The organism is Rhodococcus sp. IEGM 1354 (assembly GCF_030056855.1).
Taxonomy (GTDB): domain Bacteria; phylum Actinomycetota; class Actinomycetes; order Mycobacteriales; family Mycobacteriaceae; genus Rhodococcoides.
In genome coordinates this window covers 19467-42279 of sequence record NZ_JASHKT010000012.1, presented here as the reverse complement: position 1 = coordinate 42279, position 22813 = coordinate 19467, and the positions used below count along the sequence as shown (strand labels likewise).

The 22813-nt window shown below is 65.5% G+C and carries 15 protein-coding genes; all 15 read right to left on the bottom strand.

Annotated elements, in window-relative coordinates:
* Positions 1–5040 (bottom strand): polyketide synthase Pks13, encoded by a 5040-nt coding sequence (gene pks13 / locus QM588_RS21685; protein WP_283316462.1) that lies wholly within the window; start codon positions 5038–5040, stop codon positions 1–3.
* 42 nt (positions 5041–5082) lie between these two features.
* On the bottom strand, positions 5083–6981 hold the full coding sequence (gene fadD32 / locus QM588_RS21680) for a long-chain-fatty-acid--AMP ligase FadD32 (protein ID WP_283316461.1): 1899 nt from the start codon (positions 6979–6981) through the stop codon (positions 5083–5085).
* Between the two features lie 179 nt (positions 6982–7160).
* Entirely contained in the window at positions 7161–8159 is a 999-nt protein-coding gene (locus QM588_RS21675) for an LLM class F420-dependent oxidoreductase (protein WP_027494807.1), read from the bottom strand.
* Between the two features lie 263 nt (positions 8160–8422).
* Positions 8423–9376, bottom strand: coding sequence for a cutinase family protein (locus QM588_RS21670; protein WP_283316460.1), 954 nt, complete (start codon positions 9374–9376; stop codon positions 8423–8425).
* A 9-nt stretch (positions 9377–9385) separates the two neighbouring features.
* Positions 9386–9937, bottom strand: coding sequence for a DUF732 domain-containing protein (locus QM588_RS21665; RefSeq protein ID WP_283316459.1), 552 nt, complete (start codon positions 9935–9937; stop codon positions 9386–9388).
* A gap of 83 nt (positions 9938–10020) precedes the next feature.
* Positions 10021–11922 carry an alpha/beta hydrolase-fold protein gene (locus tag QM588_RS21660; RefSeq protein WP_283316458.1) on the bottom strand — a complete coding sequence of 634 codons (1902 nt, stop codon included), beginning with the start codon at positions 11920–11922 and terminating at the stop codon, positions 10021–10023.
* Between the two features lie 219 nt (positions 11923–12141).
* Positions 12142–13155, bottom strand: coding sequence for an alpha/beta hydrolase (locus QM588_RS21655; protein ID WP_283316456.1), 1014 nt, complete (start codon positions 13153–13155; stop codon positions 12142–12144).
* Positions 13156–13485: 330 nt separating this feature from the next.
* On the bottom strand, positions 13486–14496 hold the full coding sequence (locus tag QM588_RS21650) for an alpha/beta hydrolase (RefSeq protein ID WP_283316454.1): 1011 nt from the start codon (positions 14494–14496) through the stop codon (positions 13486–13488).
* Between the two features lie 213 nt (positions 14497–14709).
* Positions 14710–16575, bottom strand: coding sequence for a flagellar motor control protein ZomB (gene zomB, locus QM588_RS21645; protein WP_283316452.1), 1866 nt, complete (start codon positions 16573–16575; stop codon positions 14710–14712).
* Complete coding sequence (locus QM588_RS21640) at positions 16553–17458, bottom strand: decaprenyl-phosphate phosphoribosyltransferase (RefSeq protein WP_032381079.1); 906 nt, start codon at positions 17456–17458, stop codon at positions 16553–16555. Before QM588_RS21640 ends, zomB begins: the two co-directional genes overlap by 23 nt.
* Positions 17455–17991 (bottom strand): phosphatase PAP2 family protein, encoded by a 537-nt coding sequence (locus tag QM588_RS21635; RefSeq protein WP_176456748.1) that lies wholly within the window; start codon positions 17989–17991, stop codon positions 17455–17457. Before QM588_RS21635 ends, QM588_RS21640 begins: the two co-directional genes overlap by 4 nt.
* The gene (locus QM588_RS21630) at positions 17969–19876 is read right to left on the bottom strand and encodes a glycosyltransferase (protein ID WP_283316450.1); all 1908 of its coding nucleotides are present in this window, start codon (positions 19874–19876) and stop codon (positions 17969–17971) included. The genes QM588_RS21635 and QM588_RS21630 overlap by 23 nt, the downstream gene beginning before the upstream one ends.
* Entirely contained in the window at positions 19873–21102 is a 1230-nt protein-coding gene (gene glf, locus QM588_RS21625; protein WP_283316449.1) for a UDP-galactopyranose mutase, read from the bottom strand. Before glf ends, QM588_RS21630 begins: the two co-directional genes overlap by 4 nt.
* A gap of 67 nt (positions 21103–21169) precedes the next feature.
* Positions 21170–21919: a precorrin-6A synthase (deacetylating) gene (gene cobF, locus QM588_RS21620; protein ID WP_283316448.1), complete on the bottom strand. Its 750-nt coding sequence runs from the start codon at positions 21917–21919 to the stop codon at positions 21170–21172.
* On the bottom strand, positions 21916–22659 hold the full coding sequence (gene cobM, locus QM588_RS21615) for a precorrin-4 C(11)-methyltransferase (protein WP_283316447.1): 744 nt from the start codon (positions 22657–22659) through the stop codon (positions 21916–21918). The genes cobF and cobM overlap by 4 nt, the downstream gene beginning before the upstream one ends.
* Between the last annotated feature and the right edge of the window lie 154 nt (positions 22660–22813).

Here is a 22813-nt window from a genome sequence, read left to right as displayed (position 1 = left end):
CTACGCTCCGGTTCTTGCAGACTCGATGTTCTCGAGCGTCTTCGACAGATGGGCCGCAATTTTTCCAATGTACGGCTCGTCGACGACCGCGAGGTGGTCGCCTCCGACGTAGACGATCTCGAGGTCCTTCACCACCGGTCCCCAACCACCGTGCTCTTCGCGGGTGGCGTATGCGGGCTCGAGGGCGATCGCGTCGTCGTGGTACTTGTCGGCCAGGTACAGCGTGACGTGCCCGCCGTACTCCTTGAGCTCGGCCGTCTGGATAGCCCGATTGTCGAGCCACGACGTCCGCTGATGCTCGATGATGCCGCCGGGAATCTTTGCCCCACTGAGCTTGACCAGATCGGTGATGATCCGAATCTGGCCCTCGTCGTCGGAGTCGACCAACTTGTCGTACGGGATCGGGTAGTCGACGTTGTACGTCTTCTTCGCGAACTCCGCGTACCGCTCCCAACGCTTGCGGACTTCGTCCTTGGTATCGGGGATCTTGGTCCCGGGCATGACGGTATCGAGCAGTCCCACGTAGGCGACCTCGATGCCTTCCTCCTCCATCTGACGCGCCACCTCGTAGGCGAGGATGCCGCCGAGCGACCATCCGACGAACACGTACGGTCCCTCGGGCTGGATCGCCTTGATCAACGGCACGTACTCCGCGGCGCGCTTAGCGATGGGTCCTTCGACGCGCTCGAGGCCGTACATGGGCGTGCCTGCCGGCAACTTCCGCAGCAGCGGCTCGTAGGCGACGGTGGAGCTTCCGGCCGAGTGGAACGCGAACACCGATGTGGCCGTGGAGCCCTCGGGACGAGCCCGAAGATTGCGCACGACACCGTCGATCTCGCCGTCCTCGAGGTGCGGGCGCACCTTGTCGGCGAGCTGCTCGATGGTCTCCGAGTCCAGTACGTCGTCGAAGGTGATCTCGCCGCCGGCCCTCTCGGTCAGGCGAGCGGCCAACTTCTCGGCCGTCTCGTCGTCGAGGATCGGCAGGGTGTTGAAGATGCCCTTGGCCGATTCCTTCGTCACCACTGCCCACGTCGCGAACGTCATCCGCTCGGCGTTGTCACGTGGGGGCACATCGGATCCGGCGGCCTCGGCGAACGCTTCCTTGCCGCCCAGGTCGGTCTGCGCTGCGGCCACCGGTGCGGGTTGGTATTCCGCACTCGGCACCGTGGTCTCAGGTGCGGCGACGGCCGTCTCCAGGGCTGCGTCGGGGGCAGTCGCGCCACTGTCGGCGGCCTGCTCGGCAGCCTTTTCGGCGGCCTGCTTGTCTGCCAGCGCCTGCACCTCGTCCCGGTTCTCGATCGCGTAGCGCAGGTACTTCTCCACCTCGCGCAGGTTCGCATCACGCACGGCCTGCAATTGCACTGTGGGAATGTCGAATTCGTACTCGACACGGTTCTTGATCCGAACGGCGCTGAGCGAATCGAGTCCCAGTTCGATCAGCGGAACCTCGGGCGGCAGATCCTCGGGCGCGTAGCCCATCGACTCGGCGACGATGATCGCCAACCGATCTTCGAGCTTCTGGTTGCCGTTCGGATCCCAGCGATCACCGAACGTCTCGACGACCTCGGGCAGCTCTTCCATCGGAGACGAAGATCGCTCCTCCACCGCGACAACGGGTTCCGGCCGAGCGTCACCCGAGGTGACGACGGCCTCGTGCAGCAGGGTGAACGCCGAGCCCTCGTGTGCATGGACCTGGACCGACGCGCCACCGAGGTGCGAGGTCAGTGTGGTGACGACAGTGCCCACCTTCGGCACTGCAGCGTGTGATACCGAAACACCAAGGGCCACATCGGAGAACACCTGCGAGGCAGCGGCAGTGACCAAGGCATCGAATCCCGAGACGGCCGAGGCCTGGACTTCCCAGACGTGACGGCCGTCGGGCAGTGCCACCCGGGCACCGGGAACGCGAGAGTTACCGCTGGAGCTGACCTGCGAGTTGAGCCAGAACTCCTTGCGCAAGTACGCAGTTCGCGGAATTGCGGCGTACGGACCGGACTCGAACAGTGTCGCCAGTTCCAGCGCGTGACCGTGCACGTACAGCTGCGCCAGCGCGGCGAGGAACGTGTCAGCCTCGTCTTCCTTGCGCTTGAGCGTCGGAATCAACGTGGCGTCGGCCAAGCCGGCCGCCCATGCGGTAGCAGCGACCGACATCAGCGCGACGGGATTGGGGGCGAGCTCGACGAACGTCGTGTGCCCATCTCCCACAGCAACATTGACGGCCTGGGTGAACCAGACCGGGTGACGCATTCCCTTGGTCCAGTAGTCGACGCCGTGGATCGCCGCATGTCCGACGCGGTAGTGCGCCTCACGATCGACCGAGGAGTAGACCCCGGCGGTGAGCTTGCTCGGTTCGATTCCGGCGAGCTCGGCGGCGAGCTCACCGAGCAGTACGTCGACCGCTGCGGTGTGGCCTGCTCCCTTGACGTCGAGTAGTCGGGCCATCTTGCCTGCGGCCTCGGCCATCTCGACGAGGGCTTCGACCTCGGCGCGCGGTCCACCGACGGTGGTGTGCGTCGGCGCGGCGTAGACGCAGGGCTCCACATTGGGGAACTGGTCGGTGAGGGTCTTGACCTCGTCCGGGGTGTACTCGACGAGTGCCATGGCACCCTGCGAGGCGGCACCGAGGCCGTCCTGCCCCTCGGCCAGCAGCCTCGAGCGGGCGTAGATGATGCGGACGGCGTCTTCGAGGTTGAGGCCACCGGCAACGTACGCCGCGGCAACCTCACCCATCGAGTGGCCGATGACGGCCGACGGCTCGGCACCGTGTGCGCGAAGCGTTGCGGCCAAGGCGATCTGGATGACGAAGATCGCGACCTGGGAGTTCTCGAACTCGTAGGTCTGCGAGTCGTCGAGGATGATCTCGCGGATCGAGTAGCCGGCTTCGTCGACGAGCAGCTCGTCCACCTTGTCCACCTCGGCGGCGAACACGGCATTGGTTCGGTACAGACGCGATGCCATCTTGCGGTGCTGCGAGCCGAATCCGGAGAACACCCACACTGCCCCGTTGGATGCGGGCGAGTCCGCGGAGAACACGCCCGGTCCCGGCTTGCCCGCCGCGATGGCCCGCAAGCCGGCGATGGCCTCGGCCGTGGTGGACGCGAGAACCACTGCGCGCGAACGCCCGTGGTTACGGCGGGCCAACGTGCGGCCGACATCGACGAGAGGCGTCGTGCTGCCCTCTTCGGTCTCGAGCCAGTCGGCCAGTTCCGACGCCGCGCGCTTACGGCGTGACGGCAACGCGGCAGACACTGCGAGAATGACTGTCTGCGGCGCATTTTCGGACTCGGCCAGGATGGTCTCGGCCTCGGCAACCGGGCTGGTCGTCTCGGAATCGAGTTGTTCCTCGTAGACGCCCTCCACCACGGCGGCCTCGGGATCCACTGCAGCGGGATCGAATTCGGCCGAGGTCTCACCCGGTACGTACTCACGCACGACGACGTGCGCATTGGTGCCGCCGAACCCGAAGCCGGAGACGCCCGCGACGGCCTTGCCGGTGTACCGGGGCCAGTCGGTGGCCTCCGGGATGACCTTCAGGTGTGCCTTGTCGAAGTCGATGTACGGGTTGGGGCCCACGTAGTTCAGTGACGCCGGAAGTTTGTTCTCCTGCATCGCCAACACGACCTTGATCAAACCTGCTGCGCCTGCGGCAGATTCGAGGTGTCCGAAGTTGGTCTTCGCCGAGCCCAGCAATGCCGGCTTGTCCGCGTCGCGGCCACGGCCGACCACCCGGCCGAGCGCGTCCGCCTCGATCGGGTCGCCCAGGATGGTTCCGGTGCCGTGCGCTTCGATGTAGTCCACGCCCGACGGGTTGATGCCGGCGTCGCGATACGCGAATCGCAGTGCGTCGGCCTGCGCGTCGGGGTTCGGCGCGAGCAGTCCGTTGGAGCGGCCATCCTGGTTGATCGCGGATCCGGCGATGACGGCGAGCACCTGATCGCCGTCACGCTCGGCGTCCTCGAGTCGCTTGAGTACGACGAGGCCGCCGCCCTCGGAGCGGATCATGCCGTTGGCGTCGGAGGAGAAGGCCTTGATTCGGCCGTCGGGAGCGAGCACGCCCGTCTGACCGAAGCCGACGGTGATCGGCGGGGCGAGCAGCATGTTGACCCCGCCTGCCACGGCGAGATCGGATTCGCCGGTGCGCAGGCTGCGCACTGCCTGGTGAACGGCCACGAGGGACGACGAGCAGGCGGTGTCGACGGCGATCGACGGCCCGCGGAAGTCGTAGAAGTACGACACGCGGTTGGCGACGATGGCGGTGGAGGTGCCGGTGAGCGCGTAGGGATGCACGGCCGGATCACTGACGGCGATGAGCTGGTAGTCGTTGGACGAGCTGCCGATGAAGACGCCGACCTGGCTGCCCTTGACCGAGCTGGCCGGGATGTGCGCGTGCTCGAGCGCTTCCCAGGTCAGTTCCAGCGCCAGACGCTGCTGCGGGTCGACGTTGACGACCTCGTTGGGCGACATCGCGAAGAACTCGGCGTCGAAGGTCTTGACGTCGTCGAGGTAGCCACCCTTGGTGACCGTCGCGTCGACCGCTGCGGCGATGACGGGATCGGAGGTGAATTCCTTCCACCGGCCCTCGGGCAGGTCGGTGATGCCGTCGCGGCCCTCGATGAGCAGCGACCACATCTCCTCGGGGGTGTGACCGGTGCCGGGGAAGCGCGACGACAGTCCGACGATCGCGATGTCGTGGGCGTCGCCCGACTGGCCACCGCTGGTGTAGAACGCATCGTCGACGGTGCCGACCGGCTCGTCCGGCTCGCCCTCGATGATGATCTTGGCCAACGAGGCGATGGTGGGGTGCTGATAAACGACGGTGGCGGTCAGCGTGACCCCCACCAGCTCCTCGATCTCACCGCTCAGGGCGACGGCATCGCGAGAGGACAGACCGAATTCCTCCATCGGACGGTCGTCGGAGATGGCCGACGCAGGTTGACCGGTCGCGTCCGCAACCCAGTTGCGCAGCCAATCCCGCAGTTGGGCGACCGTGAGGTCCGTCCCGTCGGCACTCTGAATCTTGTCTGTCTCTTGTTCAGCCATTACTCACCAAGCTATGTATCGAAGGAACGGGAGGCCCAGAGATCAGTCGGGTAGTTCGGCGTCCGGGAATGCCGTCTGCTGGTAACCGCCGCGCAGGGTGCCCTCGATGTAGGCGGCCTTGCAGGCGCGCCGGGCGATCTTGCCGCTCGACGTACGCGGGATGGATCCGGCCGGGACGAGCAGCACGTCGCGGACCGTGACGCCGTGCCGCGCCGAGACTGCGGAACGAACCTCGTCGGCGATCGGAGCCGGGTCTGCCTTGCCCGAGCCGGGAGCACGCTCGGCGACTATGACGAGCTGCTCGGAGCTGTCGTCCGAATCCTTGGTCAACGCGGCACCACTGAACTCGAACACGACGTCGGGCAGCTGGTTGAGCGGTACCGCGAACGCCGCCACGAAGCCCGGCCGCAATGCCTTGCTGGCTTCCTGTGCCGAGAACTCGATGTCCTGGGGGTAGTGATTGCGGCCGTCGACGATGACGAGGTCCTTCACGCGGCCGGTGATGTAGAGCTCGCCGTCGTGATAGACGCCGAAGTCTCCGGTCCGCATCCAGTTGGCACCCTCGGGGGCACCCGTGGCGTGCGAACCGTCGGCGACGCGGTGGACGAGCTTGTTGTGGAAGGTTTCGCTGGTCTCGGTCTCGCGACCCCAGTAGCCCTTGCCGATGTTCTCGCCGTGCAGCCAGATCTCGCCGACGTGCTCGTCGGGCACCTCGGTGGCGGTTTCGGAGTCGACGATCGCGGCCCACTGACTCCGAGCGACGGTTCCGGTCGATACCTGCGGGATGGCTCCGGGAGCGTCGGGCGCGACGACGACGAAGTTGCCTGCGTTCAGCTCGACACGGTCGACGTACACGACCTTGGCCTCGTCGGCGTGCTTGCTCGTCGAGACGAACAGCGTGGCCTCGGCCATGCCGTACGACGGCTTGATCGCCGACTTCGGCAGACCGTACGGGCCGAAGGCCTCGTTGAACTTCTTCATCGACGACGTAGTGACGGGCTCGCTGCCGTTGATCAGGCCGATGACGTTCGACAGGTCGAGGCTCTCACCGTTCTTGGGCAGTCCACGCTGGGCGGCGTGCTCGAACGCGAAGTTCGGGGCCGCGGCGAACGTGCCTGCTCCGTCGGAGACGGCGGCGAGTTCCTTGATCCAGCGCCACGGCCGCTGCACGAACGCGCGCGGGCTCATGATCGTGATGTATTTGCCACCGAGGGCCGGGAGGATGACGGTGAGCAGACCCATGTCGTGGAACATCGGCAGCCAGGTGACGCCGCGCGAGTCGTAGTTGATCTCCATGCTGTCGACCATCTGCAGCGCGTTGACGCCGACCGCGCGGTGCGTGATCTCGACGCCGGCCGGTGTCCGCGTCGAACCCGACGTGTACTGCAGGTAGGCGATGTCGTCCAACCCTGCCTTGGGCTCGACCCACGTCTCGCCGACGCTGTCCGGAACGGCGTCGACGGCGATGATGCGGGGCCGCTCGGCAGCGGGGAGCGCGCGGAAGAACGCACGAACGCCCGCCGCGGAGTTGCTGGCGGTGAGGATCGCGCTGGGCTTGCAGTCGCCGAGGACGGCATGCAGGCGGTCGGTGTGGCCGGGCTCGTCGGGATCGAACAGCGGCACCGCGATGGTGCCCGCGTAGATCGCACCGAAGAACGCGATGACGTACTCGAGGCCCTGGGGAGCGAGGATCGCCACGCGGTCACCGGGCTCGGTGACCTGCTGCAGACGAGCGGCGACAGCGCGCAGCCGCTTGCCGAACTGTGACCAGGTCAACTCGTGCGCTTCACCGTCCCGTTCCCGGGAGTAGTCCATGAACCGGTACGCGAGCGTGTCGGCATTCTCTTCGACGTTCGCCTCGACGTGGCGGACGAGTGTCTGCCCTTCACCGATGGTGATGTGGCCGTTCTCATCGATGAAATCATCGAACGTGTGGCTCATTTGCTTCAATCTCCTCCGACACGAATCGCTGCCACACATCGTGCGTGACCTGGCCTTGCATTGACGACGTTCATCGATGCAGACACCGAACAGCGTTTTATGTTACTAAGTGGTAACTCCAGCGGTGTCGGTTTCGGTCGACCTAGAGGCCGACTCCATGTTACCGACACACGCCTGCGTCACTCGCCTTTCAGCAAGTCGACAACCGGAGCGAATGCTTCCATTTGTGTGGGGAAAACCCCGACATAGGACATCGTCGTCCGCGCGCGAACGTTACGGATCTGATCGGCGATTTCCTCGTACGTTCCGAATGCCAGGTACGGCGACGACAGAATGTCCTCGACCGTGAGCTTGACGTCCACGTCGACGTTGGGCGGATAGCCGTTGTCCAGCGCAGCCAGCGCCATCTCGGCCATCTGCTCGCGATCGTCGGTGACCACGATGGTGGTGATCGCCCAGTTCAGCTCGATGTCGTCGAACCGATCCCCTGCGGCAGCCCGGATGAGCTCCACGCGCTCGAGGGTCTTCTCGATGGTCATGCCCGACAGCAGCAGCTTGCCTTCCTTCGAGGTGCTCGGCACTACGGAGATGATGTCGGCGTGCTTGGCCGCCAGCGCGAGCATCTTGGGGCCGCCGCCGCCGATGCAGATCGGCGGACGCGGTCCCTGACGCGGACGAGGGCTGCCTTTGAGACCGGTGATCGTGTAGTGCTTGCCCTCGTAGTTGCATTCCTGGCCGCGCAGCAACACGTCGAGAATGTCGAGCGTCTCCGCGAGCTTCTCGATGCGGACGCCGGGACGGTCGTAGGTGATGCCGGCCTTGTCGTATTCCTCGCGCATCCAGCCCGCGCCGAGTCCGAGTTCCAGCCGTCCGCCGGAGAGCACATCGATGGTCGCAGCATCCTTGGCGAGCACTGCGGGATGGCGGAAGCCGTTTGCGAGCACCGCCGTGCCGAGCCGAATCTTGTCGGTGGCGACGGCGAGAGCTCCGAGCGCGGCGATCGGCCCGACCTGATTACCGAGATGATCGGGAATCATGAAGCTGTCGTAACCCAGTTCCTCGGCCTGCTGAGCCAGCTTGATGAACTTCCGAGCCCCGCCCTCCTCCGCGTTTCCCTCTCCGCCTGCAGCGAAGCGGAATTTGCGCGGCCCGGGGGTCGCGGCCTCGGCGGAACTCATCTAATGATCTCCTCTGGGGTCTGGAGCGGCCGGCACCTAGGGTCTGAAGTGGTCGGTACCGGGGGTCTGGGCACACCGTGCGGGGCAGTCGGCCGGGGCCGATCCGCGCAGGTCCAAGGCGCCACTCTAGCCGCTCGCAGGAGCGGATCCCACCGGCTGGGGGTCGCAGACCACAGGTTTGTGCCCTGCACCAGTCGGCGACACGCCGCGTTGTGACCTGTCCGTTATCCATGACACCGGTCACTGCGCTCCCCGAGACCCGATCACGAGTGAGGAGGCGTCGGCGCATTCTCGATCAGATCGGCCGCCCACGCTGCAGTCCACTGCGTCGCGGTCGTACCCGAACCGTCGACGACGAAGCTGTTGTACGACGCGTGCACCGGATTTCCCGCGGCCCCGATCAGAATTTGGATGCTCTGCGGAATGTTGCGCAGCGACAAGCCATCCGACGGGGACGCACAGATGAGGTCGCCGGGCGCACAGATCTGGTTGGTCCGGTCGTCGAGCGCGCCGAATCCGCCGTCCCGACGCCCCGTCATGGTGATGCCGGGGAGGTCGAGTCCCCCGAGGGCGACCTCGGCTCCGACGCCGTCGAGCGGTCCCGGCACGTCGGTACCCGACACTCCGTCGCGGCGGCCGTCGGCGATCAGGGTGACGCCGAGGACACGATCGGCGGAGATCGGTCCGTTGCCCGCGCCGATGTCGGCCGCGATGTCACCGGAGATGACTGCTCCCTGAGAGAAGCCGGCCATGACGAAGTTGGTCAGCGGGCATCGCGCCGCGACGTCCGACATCTTCTGCACCGCAACGGCTTTGCCCTCGGTGCGGCTGTTGTTGTACGACTGCTGGCCGTCCGGCGGCAGCGCGATGGGGTTCGAGAACTGCGCGACGTAGGGCACCGTGTAGACGTCCGCACGAGATCCGGGGAACTGCTCCTGCAGCGGTCGCGTGACGTTGAGCATCAGCGACACCGGATTGGCGGTCGGATTGTACGGGTCGTCGGTCGACGAGGACTCCCACGTCCCGGGAACGGCAATGACCTGCACGTCGGGGCAGTCCGCCGGCTGCGACGTCGGCTCTTCGGGCCCTGGGGGCGGGACTGGGCCCGGACCGGATGGCAAGCGCCCGGCGAGCAAGTACCACAGGGCAACGATGATCAGACCGAGAATCACCGCAAAGGCAATGACCGGAAGAACTCTGCGCTTACGTTTTGCCATCGGCGCGAGCTACGGCTTGCAGTACGTCGCCTGCGCGGCGGCGATGTAGGTCTGGGCGGCCTGCGCGGCCTGGGTCTCGTTCATCTGCGTTCCGGCGGCACTCGCCTCGACGCCGACGTTCGCGGTGACGTAGGTCGTGATTTCGTCGGCTGCGACGCCCTGCGCCTGCGCGGCACAGATGTAGTTGGCCGTCGACACCGCGATGTCACCGTTGCCCGCCGGAGTGACGCCCTTGCTCTTCAGCTCGGCGAGGAACCTCTGTCCACGGTCGTCGATCTGGCTCTCCGTCGGCCCCGGGAAGTCGTCCGGCACGGCCTGGGGTTGCTCCGGCGGTGCCGTCGCAGCCTCCCCCGGGCTGGTGGTCGGAGCGACGGTGGTGGTGGTGCTCTCGGCCGCCGACGTCGACGAACTCGCCTCGGTCGTCGTCGCAGCTGCCGTGGTGGTGCTGGTCGGCGCTCCGGTTGCCGTCGAGTCGTCACTTCCACACGCCACCAGCATCGAGCTCGCCGCCACGGCGAGCACGCCGAGTGACAGAGTTCTGGCCAGAGAGTTACGCGTCATCGATCGAAATCCTTCGGTCGTCGGGTCGCAGGCGAGCGTACAGCCACGCTCTGAGAGAACTCTGAAGCCGTGACTGCCTCCGGTCACGGAGCGATCGTGGCCACGCCGTCCTTGACGGTGATGATGCCGAACTGGAAGTTCTGCTGCTTACCGCCACCGTCGATGTCGAACTGATCGCTGGTGGGGTAGCCGAGGCGGCCACCTTCGTAGCCCACCGACCCCCAGGCGTCGAAGATCGGGCCGTACGGCATGGACCAGGCTCCGCTGACCGGGCTCCAGTAGATGTTGCCGGTCTCGAACTGGTTGAACCGTCCGCCGTCCCGGATGGGGCCGATCTCGTTGGACTTCGGGAACCCGAGAGGTCCGCTCTCCCAGCCCAATTCACCGTACTTGCCGAGAATCATGCCCTGCACCGAATGCACACCGGCGTCGGGCGAGGTGTAGATCGCGCCGATCTCGAAGCCCTGCACGGAGCCGGGCTTGTTGGGTGTTGCCACCTCGTCGAGCACCGGGTATCCCAGTGGGCCGCCCTCGTAGCCCTGGGCTGCCCACTCGTCGAGCACGGCCCCCTTGACCACATGGGCTCCGGTCTGCGGCGTGAAGTAGACCATGCCGTTCTGGAAGGCGTTGAAGCGTCCGCGGCCGTCGGGAGTGGCGATCTCGCCGGTCTTCGGGAAGCCGAGCGCACCCTCGGGGCCCTTGTTGCCCTGGTAGATGCCGCCGATAGCGCCGGCAACCACCTGCGCCCCGGTGTCGGGAGTGAAGAAGACCCGACCGAACGTGAAGTCCTGAGCTCGACCACCGGCGACGTTGTACTCCGCGGTGAGGCAGGGACCCAGCCACGAGTTCGCGCCGCTCGCATTGCCGATCATGCCCGCGACGCTGCAGGCGGGCTTGTCGACCTCGACGCCGAGTGCCGTAGCGAGTTGCGGCCACAGCTGGTGCAGCTCGAACTGCCAGTACGGCCACGAGTGCGTGCCCGACGGGCGGTAGTTGACCTGCGCGGGGATTCCGAGCTGGTTGAGCTTGGTGGCGAAGGTCTGCGAGGTGAGTCGCGAGAGGATCTCGAGTCCCATACCCGCGTAGTTGGTGCTGACGCCCGGAATCGGCGACGGCTGATCGTACGGGCCGGTCGAGCCGTTGCCGCTCGAGATGTAGAGGCTGACGCCCTTCAGCTTGTCGGCCAGCAGGTACGGATCGTGCTGGGCCCACAGCGAGTTGGACGGTGCGCCCCACATGGCCTTGGAGTTGTAGCCGCCGGCGTCGGTCATCGCGTACTGGATGGCCTGCGGCATGCCGAGCGAAGTGGTGGTCAGGATGCCCGACAGCGAGCCGGCGAACTTGAAGAAGCCGGGGTTGCGAGCCGCGAGGAACATCGCCGACGTGCCACCCATCGACAACCCGACGACGCCGCGGTTGTCGGTGCTGCGCCAGTCCTTGGCCAGGATGGGCGGCAGCTCCTTGGTCAGGAACGTCTCCCACTGGTAGTTCTTGCCGTTGTCCTGATCGACCCAGTCGGAGTAGAAGCTGGACTGTCCGCCGATCGGCAGGACGACGTTGACGTTCTTGTCGGCGAAGTACGCCTCGGCGTCGGTCTCGGCCGTCCAGCCGTTCTCCTGGTCGGTCGCCCGGAGTCCGTCCAACATGTACACCTGCGGGAACGTGGCCTGCGGGTTGATGTTCCAGTCACGCGCGAGCAGCAGCTGCACCTGGATGGGTGTTCCCATAGACGGCGACTGGATCCACAGTGCGACGCGGCGATCGGAGAGCCAGTCCACCGAGGTGACGGTCGCTCCACCGGTCTGGGTGTAGGCGGGGCCGGTCTGCGCCATCGGGGCGGCATGAGCAACCGGGGCTGCAGTGGCCAGGGTCGTCGTCGCGAAGGGAATCATCAGCGCGGAGGCGACAGTGACTGCTGCTGCCGCTCGCCGAGCCCGTGTGCCGGCCGATGGGGTACGACCGAACCGAACAAGCCCAGTGCGCATGATGGTGACTCTCTTTCCTGTGACGACCGAAGGTCTCGTCTCGAGACATGCTTCGTATGTCTTTCTACACGTGCCCGATGGCCACGAACAGCAGACTCGCTGTGACTGGTGGTGCGAATGTGAATTGGGGAGGCTCGGAGGGCCTGCGCTCGAACCGACAATGCCGCCCGACGCGAGAGCGTGGGGCGGCATTGTCGGAGAGCACGTTACGGAACCGAATTAGGCGTTCAGCGCGTCCAGGATCTGGGTGCGTGCCTTCCACAGCTCGGCACCCCAGTACGGCCAGGCGTGGATTCCGTTGGCCGGGAAGCTGTAGGTCGCCGGGATCCCCAGGGTGCCCATGCGGATCTGGAATGCACGGGTGTTGGCGAGCGAGAGTGCCTCGAGAGCCATGCCGTTGGCGGTGTTGTAGAAATCGATCGGCGCGGCCGGGTGGTCGAACTGGCCGGGCAGGCCACTGGCTGCGGAGATGTACAGCGACAGACCCTGCAACCTGGGCGCGAAGACGAACGGGTCGTTGCGCAGCCAGGCCGGGTTCCAGGGCGGTCCCCACATGGAGTCGACGTTGAAGCGGCCGGCATCGAGCATCGCGATGCGGATTGCCTCACGCATACCCGGGGCCGAGATGTTCAGGTAGCCCGAGAGCGAGCCGGCGAACTTGAACTGGTCGCGGTGGTACGCGGCGAGCGTCAGGGCAGCCGAACCACCCATCGACAGTCCGAGAACACCGTTGTTGTTGCGCGAGACGCCGTAGTTCTCCAGGAACGCCGGGAGCTCCTGCGTCAGGAACGTCTCCCACTTGTAGGTGACTTCCTGGCCGTTGAAGTTCGACGAGGTGTACCAGTCGCTGTAGAAGCTGGACTGTCCACCGACGGGCATGACCAGAGTCACGTCGTCGTTGGCGAACTGATCCTGCGCGTTGGTCTCGAAGGTCCAGGCGTTGCGATCGTCGCGGGCACGCAGGCCGTCGAGCAGGTAGAGAGCAGCGTTTCCGCCGCGCGCCGCCCACTGGACCTGGACCTTGATCGGACCCATCTCGGACGGGACGATCAGATCCTCGCGGCCACCGGCCGGGGTCTGGTGGACGATGGCAGTGGGGGCAGCGACTGCGACTGCGCCGCCGACGACACCGGCTGCGATCGGCAGAACGAGTGCGGCAGCACCCACGCCGAGCAGGCGCTGACGCCAGCGTGATGACGCCTTCGGGTTACTGCTGAGGCCGGCAAATCGCATGAATCGTGCTCTCTCTCATCTACGCGGTCTCCGCTGTCGTAGCGGCCCCCGGCAATCGAACAGGGCTGACTGACGGCCCATGAGGCCGGGGTGAAGCTGTGGTGTGTCGAAACGCTGTGGTTCTGCTGCATAACAGGCGAACCGCTCGATGGAGGTTATTCCATCGAGCGGTTCCAAGGCAAAATTGTGATCAGCGTCCCAGTTTCGCCTCTGCGAGTTTCTGAAACAGGAGACTATCCTGCGCGGTCCCCGCTGAACAGCCCTGAAAAGTCGTGAATTATCACTACAGGGCCGAAAGCGGGGACTGCGTCCGAAACGCTGCCGGGTGGATCAGTTACCGATGTTGGCGCTCAGGTCCGGTGCCATGACGCGGATCTGCTCGCCCCAGTAACCCCACTGGTGGGTACCGACGGCCGGGAACGCATACGTGACGTTGTTGGCACCGATGCTCGCCATGCGGATCTGGAAGGCGCGGCTGTTCGCCAGGGCGATGGCCTCGAGGCCCATACCGTTCGCGGTGTTGTAGTAATCGATGAAGCTCCGTGGGCGATCGAGACCGCCGGGCAGACCGCTACCTGCGAAAACCCACACGCGCGTGCCGTTGTCGCGCAGGCGAGGCGCGAAGACGAACGGGTCGTTGCGCAGCCATGCCGGATCCCACGGCGGGCCCCACATCGCGTCGATGTTGTAGCGGCCGGAGTCCAGCAGAGCCAGACGCATCGCCTCGCGCATACCGGGCGCAGAGATGTTCAGGTAGCCCGACAGCGAACCGGCGTAGCTGAACTGATCCGGGTGGTACGCGGCCAGCGTGAGGGCGGCGGAGCCGCCCATCGAGATGCCGATGACACCGTTGCGGTTCGGGTTGAAGCCGTAGTTGGCGCGCAGGTTCTCGCGGAGGTTCTGCGTCAGGAAGGTTTCCCACTTGTAGGTGGTCTTCTGACCGTTGAAGTTGGACGGTGCGTACCAGTCCGAGTAGAAGCTCGACTGCCCACCGACCGGCTCGACGACGTTGATGTTGTAACCGGCCAACACAGCACCGGCGTCGGTCTCGTGCTCCCAGCCCGAGATGTCCGTCGTGGCGCGCAGACCGTCGAGCAGGTAGACGACGCGGTTGGTGTTACCGTCCGCTGCCCGCCACACCCGACTCTTGATCGGGCCCATGCTCGAGTCCGTCCAGACGTCGATGGCGTTGCCGTCGAACGCTGCGTTGGCAGTTGCGCCACCGCCCGCCACGGCCAAGCCCAGCGGTAGCACCACTGCCATCAGCATGGACGTCGCAGCGCGGCGTCCCCAGGAGCCCGCTCGCTTGTCCCCGGACCGGCTCTTCCATCTACCCAGCATGCACTCGACCTCTCAGCAGCTTCGTCACATCGGTTACGCAATCAACGATTGATCTCGCAAGTTCATCATGTATGCGCCCGACCCAGGGTCTGGCGCATACATATCCTCCGCACTTATCGCACGAAGTACGTCGTCCGTTACAGGATCGAGACAGCTCATCTTCGCGTCGAGACCGAATCGGCGCAACCCGGTGATCTTCTCGTGTTCTGTCGGCTAATTATCGGCCTTCAGTACAGGTGCCGGAAGATCACATCGCTGTATTTCGTATTTCGGCACTCGGTCGAATCGATAACCGGCATAGAACAACGAACGCTTCACATTCCGGACGAACAGATCCTTCGTCAACGGCGCTCGGTAGGACGTCAGCATTTCCTGGGTGTCCGGGCAGGTCAACGCCACCTGAGCCTCGGTCACCCAGTCCTCGTCCATGTACCAGGGCAGGTACGGATGGATACCGACCAGTCCCAGATCGGCGACGACCCAGTCCGGGAAGAGGTTCTTGTCGTGACCGATGCGGCCGTTCTCGAGGCGCTCGGTGTGCGAAGCCAACGGATACGCCAGCCCCATCTGGTCGATGACCCGCACGTCGAGGCCGACGTTCATGCTCGTCATCCCCAGATTGAGGAAGTAGACGGTGTGACCGAAACCACCTTCGGGGATCGGGAGGGGCGGCGGAACGACATCCCAGTAGGTGAATTGCGCGGACGGCAGGAGCAATCCGCCGTCCGGGGTGTCGTCGATCGCCTGAACCATCGCCCGCATCCGCGGATAATCGAGATAGTCCGACGCCAGGATCGGATGAGCGTGCCCGGTGTTGAGCGAATAGAACGCACGTTCGTCGACGATTCCGCTTCGTCCGACGATCGAGCCCTGCGGCATTCCCGTCGTATTCGCGGCAAGTACTGCCCAGACGACGATCCCACCCCAGACGAGTACATCCGCGACGAAAACAGCAGTCGCACGATCACCGGACCATCGCGACGGGAGCGCGACGGGCAATACCGAAATGGGCAACAGCAGCGTGAACAGGGCGGGCAACAATGTTCGCCCGTGCATGAAATCGCCGCCGACTCGAATTGCGTAGACAGCGAGCAACAATCCACTGACGAGCACGAAAACGACGACAGCGGTCGGTGTGCGCAACGCAGCGAGCAGGCCGCCCACTGTTCTGGGCAGCGTCGGGCGCACTCGTGTCACCGACAGGGCCGCACCGAGCAGGAGCAGCACCAGCGGGAGCCACAGAAGGTACGGTCCCATCAAGTTGGTCAGATACGCCCACCCCTGCGACCACTTGGCACCGCCGGCGTCCTTGGACACTGCAGTGTTGGGGTACGGAAGGCCGTAGTAGCCCATGCGCCAAATTTGATAGAGCACGGGAACCGCCCCCGCGAATGCAAATACGCGCAGCCTCGACAACCACGTCTGCGGGGCGAGAAAGATCATCGCCAGTGCGAGTACCGACACGATGGACAGCTCCGGGCGGACGAGTGGTCCCAGGCCCGCGAAGAAAGCCAGCAGCAGCAGTTCGACGCCACCGCTGCGACGCTGGCCCCAGCGGACCATGAGCAACCACAGCATCGCCAGCCAGAAGATGACCAGGCAGGTCTCGAGTCCGGACGTTGCGAAGTCGCGGGCAGGAGGAACGGCGATGTACACCAGGACGCCGGCGGGGAGGAACAGGGTGCGCGAAGCAGTGCGCCCACGCAGGGAGAACGTGCCGATCATCGCGATGACGACGGCCGCCGTGGACAGCACGAGCGCGATCGTGAGGACCACGTACTCGAGCCGGCCGTCGCTGAGCCAGCTACCCGCGTAGACGAGGTACGTCCAGATGGTGCTGGTGTTGGTCTCGACGCGCTCGCCCGCGTTGAACACCGGGCCGTTACCGGCCAACAGGTTGCGGACAGTGCGCAGGACGATCAGGCCGTCGTCGGCGATCCAGCGACGTTCCCAGGCACCCCAGAGAAACAGGGCACCGGTGACGACGGCCCCGACCCAGAAGACCGCCCTGGTCGAGACCGCCGGTGCCGGGGTGTCATCTCGCGCGTCTCGCTGGTCAGGCGAGGTAGACAGCGACACCAACCACTCCGATCCACGCTATGGCGAGTAGCTGGAGAACCCTGTCTCCCAACGCGATCTCTTCGGGTTCGCCTGCCTCGCCGCCGTCCACGTCCACTGCGTATCGCAGGATTGCGATGGTAAACGGAATCATCGAGATGGCGAACCAGTTGGAGTCCGTTTCGGCGTCCTGTTGGAATGCCCACAGGCCGTAGCAGATGACGACGGCCGTCGCGGACAGCGTCCACACGAAGCGCAGATATGTCGTGGTGTAGTTCTCGAGCGACTTACGGATCTTCGCCCCGGTGCGTTCGGCCAGTTGCAGCTCGGCGTAGCGCTTGCCTGCCGCCATGAACAGTGAGCCGAACGCCATGATCAGCAGGAACCACTGCGAGAGAGGGATCGAGGCAGCGACGCCACCGGCGATCGCGCGGAGCAGGAAGCCGGACGAGACGATGCAGATGTCGAGCACGGCCTGGTGCTTGAGGCCGAAGCAGTACGCCAGCTGGACCGCGATGTAGACGCCGATGACCAGGGCGAGTTTCCAGTTGGCGATGAACGACAGTCCGATGGCCAGGCCGAGGGACACCACTGCCATCCCGTAGGCGACGTTGACCGGCAGTACACCAGCAGCGATCGGACGGAATCGCTTGGTGGGGTGTGCGCGGTCGGCCTCGACATCGAGCGCATCGTTGACGAGGTAGATGCCCGAGGCGGCGAAGCAGAACACGATGAACGCGAGCGCGACGGACAGCAGCACGTCGCGATCGGTGACCGAGCCTGCCGCCAGCGGCGCAGCCAGGACCAGCACGTTCTTGACCCACTGACGCGGACGAAGCGCCTTGACGATGCCGTCCGCCAGATTCTTCGGCGGTGCGCCTACGGGTGCGGCATCCTCGCTCATTTGTCTCCTTCGAACTTCACGACGGCAGCAGCCGTCAACGCGCCGAGTGCAGATCCGGCCAGCACATCGGTGGGGTAATGGACTCCGAGCACCAAGCGCGAGAGCAACATGGGTGGGACGAGGACCGCCGGTAACGGTAGCCCGGTCACGCGGCCGAGGAGAACCGCAGCCGCTGTGGTGGATGTCGCATGCGACGACGGGAAACTCAGCTTGCTCGGCGTCGAGACATTGATCCGGACGGCCGGATCGTGGGGACGCGGCCTGCGCACGATGCGCTTGATGACGATGGACGCGGCATGCGATCCGACGGCACCGACGGCCACCGACGCCCACTGACGCCGCCGCGGCGCGTCCAGAGCAGCGCCGATGCCTGCGATCGCCACCCAGCCGAGGGCATGTTCGCCGAAGTGCGACATCCCGCGTGCGACCGTGATCGCACCGGGGGCACTGCCGACCGTGGCCTGCACCTTTTCGAGGATGCGCACTTCGGTCGGTGCCTCGGTCTGGCTCTTACGCCTGGTAACGAAAGACACGTTCCCACGTTTCCTTACTGGTCAGGTGCGGCACGGCGTCGCGGTATCGAGCCTTGAGGGCAGGGAATTCGGCTGCCAACTGCTTGCGCAACGACAGCGCTTCCTTGAGCAACGCCGCGGCCTGGGCGCGGTCGCGCTTGCGGTAGACGACGCCTCGGCCGTCCGCTGTAGTGACGGTGACCCCGTCGACCTGGGACAGCAGGAACCAGCGTGCGTCGAGAGTCGGCACGTTGAGCTGCGGACGCTCGTGGTGCTGCTCGTGCGCAGGCTTGACGTTGTGCAGCAAGCCCTTTGCCAGACGACGGATCTTGGAGATCGGGTTGGTCGGCAAGCCGACGGCTCCGACTTCCTCACCGGATGCGAGCGGCAACTCCGTGGAACTGCCGACGACGACGGCGTCGGGGAATTCCTTGCGCAGTGCGTGCACCGTCGGCAGTGCCGTGGGCAGGATGTCGAGAATGTGCTCGGGACCGGCCAGGAAGTCACGGATCGCGAGGTTCTGGATCGCGACCGTCGAGTACTCGAGGCACAGCAGGTGCTTGACGGTGGCCTTGATCGTGTCGAGCACCAGGCCTTTGCCGTCACCGGGCATGTGCAGCGACGCGACAACGAGACGGTTACGCAGGTGGAAGTACGCCTGCCAGTCGATGGCGTCGTCTTTGTCGCTCCACGCCATGTGCCAGATCGCGGCACCCGGCAGCGTCACCGTCGGGTAGCCGGCTTCGCGTGCGCGCAGCCCGTATTCGGCGTCGTCCCACTTGATGAACAGCGGCAGCGGTTGCCCGAGTTCCTCGGCGACGACGCGCGGGATCATGCACATCCACCAGCCGTTGTAGTCGACGTCGATGCGTCGGTGCAGCAGTTTGCTGGTGCGCAGCGGATCCTCGGAGAAGTCGTGGTCGTATTCGACGTTCTGCGCGCCCGTCCACATGAAGTTCCCGCGATCGATCACTTCACCCATGACGTGCAGGTGACTGCGCGCCTGCAGGTTGAGCATCTGGCCGCCGACGAGCGTGGGTACCTTGGCGAAACGCGACATAGCCAACGCCCGCAGAATCGAGTCGGGCTCGATCTCGATGTCATCGTCCATGAACAGAATGTGTTGGCAGGCAGTGTTGTTCAGCGCCTCGTACATGATCCGGCTGTAGCCGCCGGAACCGCCGAGGTTGGCTTGGTCGTGGATCGCGAGACGCCCGCCGAGGGCCGCTGCGGCCTCGTCGAAGCCTGGCTCGTCCTTTGCCTTGCGGGTGCCCTGATCCGGCATGATGACGGCCTGGATCACGTCGAGCACCAACGGGTCCGAGCCAAGGGCGACAAGCGCTTTGACGGCGTCGGTCGGCCGATTGAACGTGGGGATGCCGACGGCGACGGTCGCCTCGCCGGGAGCCTCGATCGGCGCGTACCAACCCGCGCTCTCGAGGACCACCTCGGAGTCGGAGGTGATGTCGAACCAGATCCACCCGCCGTCCTCGAACGGGCCGAGGTCGATCAGAAACTCTTGCGCCGCATCGCCGTCCACGGCTTCGCGGCCCTCGACGTGGATGCGCGAGCTGTCGGCCTTGGACCGGTAGACGTCGATCCGGCAGTGGCCGGACACCTCGACGCGCAGCACCACGGACTTCAGGATGCTGTAGCGCCGCCAGTAGCTCGCCGGGAATGCGTTGAAGTAGGTGCAGAACGACACCTCGGACTCGCCGCCGATGGTGAGCGAGGTACGCGAGAGCGAGTGCGCGCGTTTGGCATTGGTGGTCGCTTCTTCGAGGTACAGCGTGCGCACGTCGAGCGGCTCACCCGAACGGGGCAGCAGTACACGCTGCAACAGCGATTTCCCGAGGACCGGCGCGACGTCTGCCACCCCGTCCTCGAGCAGGTGCTTGGCGGTCATTTGTCCCCCGCCAAGGCGGTGCCGGTCTCGAAGTGCGGGGCCAGGGTGTTGTCGTACATGTTCAATGCGCTCGCGATGGCCATGTGCATGTCGAGGTACTGGTACGTGCCCAGTCGACCACCGAAAAGCACACCGTTGGACGCCGTCTCGGCCTTCGCCCGGTTGCGGTACGCCTCGAGCTTCTGTCGATCGTCGGGGGTGTTGATCGGGTAGTACGGCTCGTCGCCGCTCTCGGCGAAGCGGGAGAACTCGCGCATGATGACCGTCTTGTCGGTCGGGTACTCGCGCTCGGGGTGGAAGTGACGGAACTCGTGAATACGAATGAACGGCACGTCGCCGTCGTTGTAGTTCATCACCGGCGTTCCCTGGAAATCGCCGACCGGGAGCACCTCGGTCTCGAAATCGATTGTGCGCCAACCCAGTTCGCCCTCGGAGTAGTCGAAGTAGCGGTCCAGCGGCCCGGTGTAGACGATCGGGGCGTTCGGGCTCTCGGCGATCAACTCGTCGCGAACGTCGAACCAGTCGGTGTTCAGGCGGACGTCGATCTTCTCGTCGCGTGTCATGTTCTCGAGCCACGCGGTGTAGCCGTCGATCGGCAGGCCCTCGTAGGTGTCGTTGAAGTAGCGGTTGTCGAAGGTATAACGCACCGGCAGCCGGGTGATGTTGCCCGCGGGCAGTTCCTTCGGGTCGGTCTGCCACTGCTTGGCCGTGTAGTCCCGGATGAACGCCTCGTAGAGCGGACGTCCGATCAGCGAGATCGCCTTCTCCTCGAAGTTCTGCGCGTCCTTGGAGTCGAACTCACTGGACTGATCCTCGATCAGCGCCCGCGCCTCGGCCGGGGAGAAGAACTTTCCGAAGAACTGCGAGATCAACCCCAGACCCATCGGGAACTGGTACGACTGACCGTTGTGCAGCGCGAAGACGCGGTGCTGGTAGCCGGTGAAGTCGGTGAACTGGTTGACGTAGTCCCACACGCGCTTGTTGGACGTATGGAACAGGTGCGCACCGTACTTGTGGATCTCGATACCCGTCTCGGGCTCGGCCTCCGAATACGCGTTGCCGCCCAGGTGGTGTCGCCGATCGAGAACGAGAACACGCTTGCCCAGCTGGGATGCCGCCCGTTCTGCCACGGTCAGACCGAAGAACCCGGATCCGACGACGATGAGGTCGTAGCGGCCGGTCGCGGTGGCGTCGGAAGAGGTGGTCTCGGGGCTTACAGCAGTCACGGGCAACCAGGGTATCCGACGATCGTGACGGCTCCACCCCGCCAGGCACCGCCCGGCCGGTCGGGTGTCAACCCGGCAGGCGTCGGAGCAGGTAGGTATCCATCACCCAGCCGTGCGCCTCTTTGACCTCGGCGCGGGCGCGGCGAATATCGTCGAGTACGTCGTCGAGCGGCCCGGCCACGAGCTTCTCGTCGGCCGTACCCAGGTTGGCTCCCCAGTGGATGCCCCACCTTGCGCCGGTCAGCGCACTGCAGGCCAGGTTGCCGTCGAGCATCACGACGAGGTTGTCCAGCCCGGCTGCGACGTCGCCGGCCAGGTTCCTGCCGGTGGTGATGACGATCGGGCCCCCGATGCGATTGAGCACGAGTCGATGACTCGCCGCCAGCATGGACACGCTCGAGATGCCGGGTGTGACATCGAACTCGATGTCGCCGCGCAGCGCAGCGACCCGCTCGACGACACGGATCGTGCTGTCGTACAGCGCCGGGTCGCCCCAGACGAGGAACCCGACGACGGTGCCGTCGGCGAGCCCGTCGAACACGTCGGCGTACGCCCGGGCGCGGGCGTCGTGCCAGTCCAGGACCGCGGTCTCGTACTGCCGGGGAGACCGGTCGCGTGGCGGGTCGGGCACCTCGATGACCTGGTAGCTGCCACCGTGGTGGCGCTCGAGGATCTCCTGCCTGGCTGCTGCGAGATCGCCGACGGACGCACCCTTGTCCGCCACGATGAACACGTCCACGGCCCGCAGCTTCTCGACGGCCTGCACCGTCACCTGATCCGGGTGGCCACCGCCGATGCCGATCAGATGGATTTTCACGAGCGTTCCCGGCAGGCGTCGTACAGGTGGGATTCGGCGACGATGCGTCGAGCCAGAGCGGGCCCGACGAGGATCACTGCGGCCTGACGCAGGCCGGCGGCCTCGACCTGGTCGGCGATGTCGGCCAGAGTGCCGCGCAGAACCATCTCGTCGGGCTTGCTGGCATGGAAGACGACCGCGGCGGGGCAGTCCGAGCCGTAGAACTGCGCCAACTCGTCGGCGAGGACACGGGTGCGGGTGATGGCCAGATGCAAAGCCAACGTCGCGCGAGTGGCGGCGAAGTTGGCCAGCGCCTCGGTGTCCGGCATCGCCGTCGAGCGGGCCTGCGCGCGAGTGAGGACCACCGATTGCGTCACCTCGGGAACGGTCAGCTCGACGCCCAACGTGGCCGCAGCGGCCGCGTAGGCGGGCACTCCCGGGGTGACGTCCCACGGCACACCCGCGGCGTCGAGTCGAGCCGACTGTTCTGCGATCGCGGAGTAGAGGGACGGATCGCCCGAGCACAGGCGTGCGACGTCGTCCCCGCGCTGGTCGGCTGCGACGAGTTCGGCGGTGATGGCGTCGAGATCGAGCTTCGCGGTGTCGACCAGGCGAGTACCGGCCGAGCAATGTTCGAGGATGGCGTCGTCGATGTAGGTACCGGCGTAGACACACACCGGACTGGATCGCAGGAACTCGACAGCCCGCAACGTGAGCAGGTCTGCCGCTCCGGGTCCGGCTCCGATGAAGTGCACAGTCACAGATGGAAAGCGTAGGGGGCGGGAGTGGAGCCTGCGGAATGACCCAGGAATGCAAGCCCCGACGCGCCGCGCCAACGGAACTTCCCGTGGATGGCTAACTGTCAAGCTAAGGTTTAGCCTTGTGTCTGATGGGACTCATGTTGCTGATGTGATT

Coding starts and splice junctions, on each gene's coding strand:
- QM588_RS21655 (WP_283316456.1), bottom strand. CDS start 13,155: ATGCGATTTGCCGGCCTCAGCAGTAACCCGAAGGCGTCATCACGCTGG.
- QM588_RS21660 (WP_283316458.1), bottom strand. CDS start 11,922: ATGCGCACTGGGCTTGTTCGGTTCGGTCGTACCCCATCGGCCGGCACA.
- pks13 (WP_283316462.1), bottom strand. CDS start 5,040: ATGGCTGAACAAGAGACAGACAAGATTCAGAGTGCCGACGGGACGGAC.
- QM588_RS21665 (WP_283316459.1), bottom strand. CDS start 9,937: ATGACGCGTAACTCTCTGGCCAGAACTCTGTCACTCGGCGTGCTCGCC.
- QM588_RS21670 (WP_283316460.1), bottom strand. CDS start 9,376: ATGGCAAAACGTAAGCGCAGAGTTCTTCCGGTCATTGCCTTTGCGGTG.
- QM588_RS21640 (WP_032381079.1), bottom strand. CDS start 17,458: ATGAGCGAGGATGCCGCACCCGTAGGCGCACCGCCGAAGAATCTGGCG.
- fadD32 (WP_283316461.1), bottom strand. CDS start 6,981: ATGAGCCACACGTTCGATGATTTCATCGATGAGAACGGCCACATCACC.
- QM588_RS21650 (WP_283316454.1), bottom strand. CDS start 14,496: ATGCTGGGTAGATGGAAGAGCCGGTCCGGGGACAAGCGAGCGGGCTCC.
- QM588_RS21675 (WP_027494807.1), bottom strand. CDS start 8,159: ATGAGTTCCGCCGAGGCCGCGACCCCCGGGCCGCGCAAATTCCGCTTC.
- QM588_RS21630 (WP_283316450.1), bottom strand. CDS start 19,876: ATGACCGCCAAGCACCTGCTCGAGGACGGGGTGGCAGACGTCGCGCCG.